The 1,212-nt window shown below is 57.3% G+C and carries 1 protein-coding gene and 1 pseudogene; both read right to left on the reverse strand.

The features are described from left to right. Positions 1-53: 53 nt before the first annotated feature. Positions 54-788, reverse strand: coding sequence for an IS21-like element helper ATPase IstB (gene istB, locus HAP95_RS12995; RefSeq protein ID WP_065980253.1), 735 nt, complete (start codon positions 786-788; stop codon positions 54-56). Further along, positions 778-1,212 (reverse strand): annotated as a pseudogene (locus HAP95_RS13000) (IS21 family transposase); the annotation flags it as partial. The pseudogene HAP95_RS13000 and the gene istB, both read right to left, overlap by 11 nt.

Below are 1,212 nucleotides of genomic sequence, written 5' to 3' on the forward strand. Positions count from 1 at the left end.
TGTCAAACAGCGTTTAAAAATGACCAGGTAACAGCGTATATTTTTGACCAGTTTTAGAGGGGGTGGCTGCGACGTTTTTTGAACCGGTAAGAATCGTTTCCGGTCTCCAGAATATCGCAGTGGTGGGTCAGTCGATCGAGAAGCGCCGTGGTCATTTTGGCGTCTCCGAAGATCTTCACCCATTCTCCGAAGGAGAGGTTGGTGGTGATAATCAGCGCGGTCTGTTCGTAGAGTTTGCTGATCAGATGGAAGAGCAAGGCGCCTCCCGACTCCGAGAAGGGCAAGTAGCCCAATTCGTCGAGGATGACGAGGTCCAGGCTCTGCAGGGTTCTGACGAGGCGGCCGCCCTGGCCACGGGTTTTCTCCTGTTCCAGAGAGTTGACGAGATCGACTACGTTATACCAGCGTACCCGCTTGCTCTGGTCGATAGCGGCATGACCTAACGCCAGGGCCAGATGGGTTTTCCCGGTCCCTGTGCCACCCACAAGAATGAGATTATGGGCAGACTCCAGGTATCCCCCTTGGGCCAGCGTGCGCAGGTGTTCTTCGGCCAAGGGGCTTTCCGTGAAGTCAAACTCATCCAGACTGCGCTGCAGGGGGAACCGGGCTATACGTCTTTGATAACGCAGACTGCGGTAATGGCGGTCCTGTTTTTCGGCATCAATCAGGCTGGACAACCAGGAAACCGGCTCTGTGACCGGCCCGGGTTGCGCGGCCCATTCCTGGTAGGCGGTCGCCATGCCATACAGATGCAGATCCTTGAGAGAGAGGGTCAGTTCAGTGGACATAAGGCTTCCCCCGCAAGGTATCGTAGCGACTGCAATCCGCCGTTGGCTCTTCTTTCAGATGCAGGGCTTCCGGAGTCTGCTGCGGGGATGGTGGCAGCGGGTGCGCCAGACGGTGTACCAGATTGAGGATTACCGTGACGGTAACGGTTTTCTGCTCCAGGGCCATGGCGCAGGCAGTCTCCAGTATGTCCATGCCATGGTCTCTGGCCGCCAGTAAGACTTCCACAAAGGCCTTATCTCCACCGGCTTTAGCCTGGAGATGCTCCTGCACCAGGGTGATGGCACGCGGCAGCTTCTGGAAGGGCAAGCCATTACGTAAAGCCCCCGGTTTACGCTCCAGAACCTGCAGGTAGTGCTGCGGGTCCGTGATGGTCTTGTCCCGCCCCATGCGCCGTGCATGGGTGGCAATCACCGCACTTTCCAT

This window comes from Acidithiobacillus sulfurivorans, assembly GCF_018853815.1.
Classification (GTDB): Bacteria; Pseudomonadota; Gammaproteobacteria; order Acidithiobacillales; family Acidithiobacillaceae; genus Acidithiobacillus; species Acidithiobacillus sulfurivorans.

What these genes read in the sequence shown, in the direction of transcription:
- istB (WP_065980253.1), bottom strand. Translation starts at nt 788, where the DNA reads ATGTCCACTGAACTGACCCTCTCTCTCAAGGATCTGCATCTGTATGGC.